The organism is Monashia sp. HAY1-2A, from assembly GCF_056755315.1.
Genome location: NZ_JBNDHY010000195.1, coordinates 1 through 7338, shown reverse-complemented (window position 1 = coordinate 7338; position 7338 = coordinate 1). Strand labels below are relative to the sequence as shown.

General features: G+C 73.2%; 10 protein-coding genes. 9 read left to right on the top strand and 1 reads right to left on the bottom strand.

Annotated elements, in window-relative coordinates; translation table 11 throughout:
• Positions 1–243: 243 nt before the first annotated feature.
• Positions 244–615 carry a DsrE family protein gene (locus ACPYOM_RS19885; protein ID WP_481343743.1) on the bottom strand — a complete coding sequence of 124 codons (372 nt, stop codon included), beginning with the start codon at positions 613–615 and terminating at the stop codon, positions 244–246.
• Between the two features lie 23 nt (positions 616–638).
• Here ACPYOM_RS19885 and ACPYOM_RS19880 point away from each other — a divergent pair, with 23 nt between their 5' ends.
• The 9 genes from ACPYOM_RS19880 to ACPYOM_RS19840 all read left to right on the top strand — a co-directional run bounded on the left by ACPYOM_RS19880 (position 639) and on the right by ACPYOM_RS19840 (position 7261).
• A complete protein-coding gene (locus ACPYOM_RS19880; protein ID WP_481343744.1) occupies positions 639–1136 on the top strand; it encodes a heme-binding beta-barrel domain-containing protein in 498 nt (165 codons plus the stop codon).
• Between the two features lie 51 nt (positions 1137–1187).
• Positions 1188–2240: a CAF17-like 4Fe-4S cluster assembly/insertion protein YgfZ gene (ygfZ, locus tag ACPYOM_RS19875; protein ID WP_481343745.1), complete on the top strand. Its 1053-nt coding sequence runs from the start codon at positions 1188–1190 to the stop codon at positions 2238–2240.
• Between the two features lie 103 nt (positions 2241–2343).
• Positions 2344–3198, top strand: coding sequence for a beta-keto acid cleavage family enzyme (locus ACPYOM_RS19870; RefSeq protein ID WP_481347274.1), 855 nt, complete (start codon positions 2344–2346; stop codon positions 3196–3198).
• A gap of 84 nt (positions 3199–3282) precedes the next feature.
• Positions 3283–3750, top strand: a complete 468-nt coding sequence (locus ACPYOM_RS19865; RefSeq protein ID WP_481347273.1) for a helix-turn-helix domain-containing protein — start codon at positions 3283–3285, stop codon at positions 3748–3750.
• A 1-nt stretch (position 3751) separates the two neighbouring features.
• Entirely contained in the window at positions 3752–4726 is a 975-nt protein-coding gene (locus ACPYOM_RS19860; protein WP_481347272.1) for a hypothetical protein, read from the top strand.
• Positions 4727–4808: 82 nt separating this feature from the next.
• Positions 4809–5843, top strand: a complete 1035-nt coding sequence (locus ACPYOM_RS19855) for an asparaginase (RefSeq protein WP_481347271.1) — start codon at positions 4809–4811, stop codon at positions 5841–5843.
• A gap of 32 nt (positions 5844–5875) precedes the next feature.
• Positions 5876–6301, top strand: a complete 426-nt coding sequence (gene dtd / locus ACPYOM_RS19850; RefSeq protein ID WP_481347270.1) for a D-aminoacyl-tRNA deacylase — start codon at positions 5876–5878, stop codon at positions 6299–6301.
• 97 nt (positions 6302–6398) lie between these two features.
• Positions 6399–6713: a DUF2516 family protein gene (locus tag ACPYOM_RS19845; protein ID WP_481343952.1), complete on the top strand. Its 315-nt coding sequence runs from the start codon at positions 6399–6401 to the stop codon at positions 6711–6713.
• 92 nt (positions 6714–6805) lie between these two features.
• Positions 6806–7261, top strand: a complete 456-nt coding sequence (locus ACPYOM_RS19840; protein WP_481343953.1) for a phosphomannose isomerase type II C-terminal cupin domain — start codon at positions 6806–6808, stop codon at positions 7259–7261.
• The last annotated feature ends 77 nt before the right edge of the window (positions 7262–7338 follow it).

Sequence of the window (7338 nt, the reverse complement as noted above, 5' to 3'; positions counted from 1 at the left end):
CCCCCCCCAGACTACTACGCGTCTCGTGGGCTCGGAGATGTGTATAAGAGACAGAGGTCGGTCTCGCCGGCGCCTTCGGCATCGGCGCCACCGTCGGGACCGTCTCGTGGTCCTTCCGGCGGGTCCTCGCGCTGGAGCCGGCGATGATGACGGTGCGTGGGCAGGTCGGTGCGGGCGCGGGCTCGGTGCTCGCCGTCGGTGCGCTCGTCCACCTCTTCGCCGTCTTCTCCTGACGGTCGGTCCTCAGTAGACCAGCGCCTGGGCGCCGGGCGCCGTGACCTCCTCGACGAACGCGGCCGCGCCGCGGATGACGGCGCCCTCGACGAGGGAGTCCTCGGCGAGGTCGCGGCGGGCGGCGCACTGGGTGCACACGGTGAGCCGGCCGCCGGCGAGGACGGCGTCGCGCAGGTCGACGATGGGGGCGGCATGCGGCAGGGCGAACGCCTCGGCCCGCCCCGGGACGGCCATCCACGACGCCTCGCCGGTGAGCCACAGCGACACGTCGACGCCGCTGGCCACCGCCGTGGCAGCGACGGTGAACGCCTGCGACAGCCGTTCGGGCGCCTCGACGCCGGAGGTGACCTTGACGACGAGCGAGCGAGCGGGGGAGTCCATGCGCTCAGGCTACGATTCCGGGCATGTTCAACCTCGACCAGGACATCCCGGAGCCGCTGCGACCGCTCGCCTGGCTCATCGGACGCTGGGAGGGTGCGGGTGTCGTCGGCTACCCGACGATCGAGTCCGCGCACTTCGGCCAGGAGATCGAGGTGACCCATGACGGACGCGGCTTCCTCAAGTGGGAGAGCCGGGCCTGGATCCTCGACTCCGAGAACGGCGCCAAGGTCCGCCCGGCGGCCGTCGAGTCGGGGTTCTGGCGGCCCCTGGACAACGGCGAGGTCGAGCTGCTCCTCGTGCACCCGACCGGCATCCTCGAGCTGTACTACGGGCGGATGGAGCCGGCCAAGGTCGAGCTGCGCACGGACGGCGTCCTGCGCTCACCGGGCGCCAAGGAGTACAACGCGGGGACGCGGCTGTACGGGCTCGTCGAGTCCCAGCTCATGTGGGTCATGGACATGGCAGCGGTCGGCCAGGAGATGCAGAGCCACGTGTCGGCCCAGCTCAAGCGGGTCGACTGACGCGATGCCTCCCCGCCGGAATGCCGTCGCCGCACCGCTCGTTCCCCTGACATGAGTGACGTCGACGTGCCCGCAGCCCCCGCCCGCGCGGTCCACCGCAGCCCGCTGCTCGACGCCCCCCGCGCGGTCGCCGGGGAGGGGCTCGAGTCGGGGGTCGCCGTGCACTACGGCGACCCGATGCGCGAGCAGCGCCTCCTCGAGGAGGGCCTCGCCGTCGTCGACCTCTCGCACCGGGACGTCGTCACCGTGACTGGTCCGGACCGGCTCGGCTGGCTGCACTCGCTGACCACCCAGCACGTGCTCGGGCTCGAGCCGCGGCAGTCGCGCGAGGCCCTGATCCTCACTCCCAAGGGCCACGTCGAGCACTCCCTCCACCTCGTCGACGACGGTACGACGACGTGGGTCACGACCGAGCCCGGGGCCGGACCGGCCTTGGCCGAGTGGCTGGACAAGATGCGCTTCATGCTCCGCGTCGAGGTCGCCCTCGTCACAGACGACTGGGCCGTCCTCGGTGAGCCGCACGCGTCGGAGTCGGTCGAGGGCGAGCCCCTCGCGTGGCGCGACCCGTGGCCCGACCTCGTCGGCGACACGACCGCCTACGGACCCGCCGAGGGCCACCCCGGCACCGAGCGGGCCTGGCGCGAGGTCATCGTGCCGCGCACCGGTCTCCTTGAGGCAGCGGGCGACCGGCCGCTCGCAGGGCTCTGGGCGGCGGAGGCGCTGCGCGTCGCGGCCTGGCGCCCGCGGCTCGGCCTCGAGACCGACCACCGCACCATCGTCCACGAGGTCGACTGGCTGCGGACGGCCGTCCACCTGCACAAGGGCTGCTACCGCGGTCAGGAGACCGTGGCCCGCGTCCACAACCTCGGCCGCCCCCCGCGTCGGCTCGTCTTCCTGCACCTCGACGGCTCGGGGCACACCCTCCCGGCGCGCGGCAGCGACGTCCTCGCCGGCGACCGCGTCGTGGGCCACGTGACCTCGGTCGGGCGCCATCACGTCGACGGCCCCATCGCGCTCGCGATCATCAAGCGCAACACCGACCCGACGCTCGACCTCACCGTCGAGGGCCTGGCCGCGGCCCAGACCGTCATCGTCGCGCCCTGAGGGCAGCTCGCCCCTGAGGGCTGTCGGCTGACCCGTCGCTCGTGACCCCGGGCATCGTGCCGGCGTGAGGAGTGGTGGTCCCTGGCGCTGGCAGGATGACGCCATGAGCCCCGCACGCAGCGCCGCGAGCACCCTGATCACCGTCGCGCCGACCGGCGCGGAGACCGCGAAGGCCGACGTCCCGGCGCTGCCGACGACGCCCGAGGAGCTCGTCGAGACCGCCGTCGCCTGCGAGCGGGCCGGGGCCGCGCTCATCCACATCCACGTCCGCGACCGTGACCACCAGCCGACGCTCGACCGGGTCCTGCTCAAGGAGGCCGTCGACGCCGTCCGTGAGTCCACGGACCTCGTCGTGCAGCTGTCCACCGGCGGCGCCGTCACCGACCCGTTGGAGCAGCGCCTCACCGTCCTCGAGGCAGACCCCGACTCGTGCTCGCTGACCTGCGGCACGACGAACTTCGGCGACGGCGTCTTCCTCAACCCATGGGGTTTCATGGTCGACCTCTACCGGCAGGCGCAGGACCTGGAGGTCGTCCCGGAGTTCGAGCTGTTCGAGCTCGGTCACGTGCACGCCCTGCGTCGGCTCATCGACGAGTGCGGCCTGCCCTTCGGCGGCAAGGTGCACGTCGACTTCGTCACCGGTGTGCCCGGCTCGATGCCGGGCACCCCGCAGGCCCTGCTCGCCGGCGTCGCGATGCTGCCGGAGGAGGTCACCAGCTGGTCGGCCACCGGCATCGGCCGGGCCCACCTGCCCATCGTGGCGGCCGCCCTCTCGGCCGGCGGGCACCTGCGGGTCGGGATGGAGGACAACCTGGTGTTCGCCAAGGGCCGGCCGGTGGTGCACAACCGCGAGCTCGTCACTCGGGCGGCCGAGCTCGCGACGACGATGCAGCGTCCGCCGATGCCGACCGTCGAGGCGCGTGCCCTGCTCGGCATCAAGGACCGTCGCTCCCGCTGACGCGCGGACCCGCCGGGTCGTTGTGGGCCGGCTCACGCTGTCTGGGGTTTGCATTCTGCTTGCTCCAGTTAGCACAATGGAGGGGTGAGCAAGCTTCCGCTACCCGACCTCGGGGCGTACCTGCGCGAGCAGCGCGAGAACGCCCAGCTGTCGCTGCGTCAGCTCGCCGAGATGGCCGGGGTCTCCAACCCCTACCTGTCCCAGATCGAGCGAGGCCTCAAGCGCCCGAGCGCCGAGATCCTCCAGCAGATCGCCAAGGGCCTTCAGGTCTCGGCCGAGTCGCTCTACGTCCGCGCCGGGATCCTCGACGAGCGGGTCGGCGACGACCCGGCCCCTGTCCCGGACGTCCTCTCCGCGATCGCCGCCGACCCGGTCCTGACCGACCGGCAGCGCGGGGTCCTCGTCGACATCTACCGCTCGTTCGCCGGCGAGACCGCCGCGTCCGAGACCACGAAGCGACGCTCACCGGCCGCGCCCCCGCGGCGCCGCCGACCCCTCTCGCCCGGCCCGAGCGCCGCGGCGACCACAGACGTCACCGAGAAGGAGAAGTGAGATGGCACTGAGCAAGAAGATCACCAAGGCCGTCAAGGACGCCCAGCAGCAGGCGGAGGCCGCCGTGGCCGACGTGCGCGGGCAGTTCGAGGGCCGCATCCCCGAGATCAGCGTGGACCCGACGCCCTTCTACGCGGTCGTCGGCGCGGCGAACCTCGCCATCGACACCGTCCGTGCCGCGGGCGAGCAGCTCGACGCCGCCCGCAAGCTGGCCAAGGGTGCCGACCTGCGCAAGGGCGCTCGCCAGGAGGCCGACCAGCTCCAGAAGGAGCTGCAGAAGCGCATCGTCGACCTGCAGGCCCGCACGGCCGACCTCCAGCGCCTCGCCGCGCGGTACGCCGACCGTTTCGTCGCCCAGGCCCAGGACCTGCCCGCCCAGGTCCTCAACCAGGGCCTCGTCCTCGCGAGCAACGCCAAGGACCAGTACGACGCCGCCGCCGCCCGTGGCGAGAAGGTCGTCACGGACGCCCGCGCCCAGGGCCAGCGCGCCGCCTTCGACGCGGTCGAGCGGGGCAACGCGGTCATCGCCCGCGGCCGCCGCGTCGCGAGCACGGCCGCCGGCGAGGGCCAGAAGGTGGCCAAGAGCGTCCTCGACGTCGTGTCCGACGACGCCGCGACCCTCACCACGCAGGTCGAGAAGTCGGCCGCCGCCGTGGAGAAGGCCGCAGAGCCGGTGACGGCCAAGCGGACCGCCGCCCACGAGAAGGCGATCCGCTCGTCCGCGGCGAAGAGGTCCGCCGCCACGCGCAAGGCCGCCGCCGTCGAGTCGACGACCGCGCACAAGGTCGCGGCCCGCTCCTCGGCCCCGGCCAACCAGGCGTCGACGGGCACGACGACGTCCGCCGCGAAGAAGACCGCGACCACGAAGACCGCCGCGAAGAAGACGGCGAAGAAGACGGCCAAGAAGACCGCGACGGAGACCGCGAAGAAGGCCCCGGCCGCGACGACGGCGACGACCACCGCCTCGAGCTCCTGACCCCCCGCGCCGCGAGGGCCGCCACCGACCGTCGGTGGCGGCCCTCCTCGCATCCGTGGGCCCCTCGGGCATACTGCGGGTCGTGTCCGACCACCCGCAGACCTCGTCCGCTCCCGCCGATCCCGCAGCGGTGCCCGCCTCCTCCGCCGACGGGTCGGTGTCCCCGGCGCTCGCCGACGCGCCCGTCGTGGCGCACGTGGTCCGTGCCGATTTCGTCGAGTCGGTCCACCACGGCACGGCCGTCGTCACGGCACCCGACGGTTCGGTCGAGCTCGAGGTCGGCAACGGGTCCGGCCCGGTGTTCCCCCGCTCGTCGAGCAAGCCGCTGCAGGCCCTCGCGATGCTCCGCTGCGGGCTCGAGACCGACGGCCGGCACCTGGCCCTCGCCTGTTCCAGCCACTCCGGCGAGGCCTTCCACGTCGAGGCCGCCCGCGAGATCCTCGCCGGCGCCGGCCTGACCGAGACCGACCTGCAGAACACGCCGGACTATCCCTACGACGAGGCCGCGCGCATCGCCTGGATCGCCGACGGCCGACCCAAGCAGTCGATCGTGCAGAACTGCTCGGGAAAGCACGCGTCGATGCTCGCGACATGCGTGCGCAACGGCTGGGACCTCCCCACCTACCGCGACCCCGACCACCCGCTCCAGGTGGCGGTGGCCGAGACGGTGCGCGAGCTGTCGGGGGCCGAGCCGAGCGCGGTGGCCGTCGACGGCTGCGGGGCCCCGATCCACGCCATCCCGCTGTCGGCCCTCGCCCGGGCCTTCGGGCGCCTCGCCGCGGCCACCGACGGTCCCGAGGCCCGCATCAGCGCTGCGATCCGCGCCTACCCGGAGTACCTCGGTGGCACGAACCGTGACGTCACGGTGCTGCTCCGCGGCGTGGACGGCCTCGTCGCCAAGGACGGTGCCGAGGCGGTGTACGCGGTCGGCCTCCCGGACGGGCGCGGGGTGGCCGTCAAGGTCGCCGACGGCTCGTCGCGGGCCCGGGCGGTCGTGCTCGCTGCGGTGCTGCGCCGCATCGGCGTCGACGCCGAGGACACCCTGGCGGCGCTCGAGCACCAGCCCGTCCTGGGGCACGGCCAGCCCGTCGGCTCGGTCCTCGCCGTCGGGATCTGAGCCCAGGAGCGGGCGGGACGGGAGAGGCGCCGATGCGGGCGGTGCTCCAGCGTGTCACGAGTGCGCGCGTCGAGGTGGACGGCGAGGTCGTCGGCGCCATCGACCGACCCGGCCTGCTCGCGCTCGTCGGCGTGACGCACGGCGACGGCCCCGAGCAGGTCGAGCGCCTCGCCCGCAAGATCGCCGAGCTGCGCATCCTGCGCGACGAGCAGAGCGTCGTCGACACCGGAGCACCGGTCCTCGTCGTCAGCCAGTTCACGCTCTACGCCGACACGCGCAAGGGACGGCGTCCGTCGTGGGGTGCGGCGGCGCCCGGCCCCGTCGCCGAGCCGCTCGTCGCCGACGTCGTCGCGGCCCTGCGCTCCCGCGGCGTCGAGGTCGCCGAGGGACGCTTCGGCGCGATGATGCAGGTCTCGCTCGTCAACGACGGGCCCGTCACCCTCGTCGTCGACGCCTGAGCCTCCGACGGCACCCCGCACGGACACGTCGCGACCCGGCGCCGGCGGGAGCGCCGCTGGACCGACCCGTGCTCGGGACCCGGGTTACGCTTCCCCCATGCAGCTCTACTACGGGTTCCAGAGCGTCGTGCAGCTCGTGCTCGGCGTCGTCGCGCTCGGCTGCGAGGTGTGGGCCTTCACGGACGCGCTCCGGCACCCGCAGGGCGCCTACGTCGCCGCTGGCAAGCGCACCCGCACCTTCTGGCTCGTCCTGCTGGGCATCGCCCTGGCGCTGGGCTTCGTCACGATGCTCAACCCGCTGAGCCTGTTCGGCCTGCTCGGGTTCGTCGGCGCCGCGGTGTACCTGGCCGACGTCCGGCCGGCCCTGCGGCAGGTGCGCGGCCTCGGCGGGCGGTCCGAGCGGCCCTGGTAGCCGCCGTCCCGGGAGCCGAGGCGAGCGGGCCGCCGCGCACCGGCCCCGCTCCCATGGGGCACACTGGTGCACTCACAACCGATAGGAGAACCATGTCCGACCAGCAGCCTGCTGCTGCCGTCGTCGAGGACGTCGACACGCACGTGCACGACACGCGGCCCATCCACGGGCCCGACGAGTACGACCTCGGCGACCGCAACCCGACCGAGGACATCTTCGTCGCGGAGCGCCCCTGGGGCCGGTTCCAGCAGTTCGTGTCGAACGAGCAGGTCACCGTGAAGATCATCACGGTTCAGCCCGGGCATCGGCTCTCGCTCCAGCGCCATGACCACCGTGGCGAGATGTGGCAGGTCCTCGACGTGCCCATCGACGTCAGCGTCGACGGCCGTGAGTGGACGGCAGCGCCCGGCGAGACCGTGTGGGTTCCCCGCGGTGCCACGCACCGCATGGGCAACTCCGGTGACCAGCCGGGACGCCTTCTCGAGGTGGGCTTCGGCCACTTCGACGAGGCCGACATCGAGCGCCTCGAGGACGACTACGCGCGCTGAGCGCGACGCATCGACTCCGCGTGCCGTGTGCCGCCGGACCCTGTCTCTTATACACATCTGACGCTGCCGACGACGGA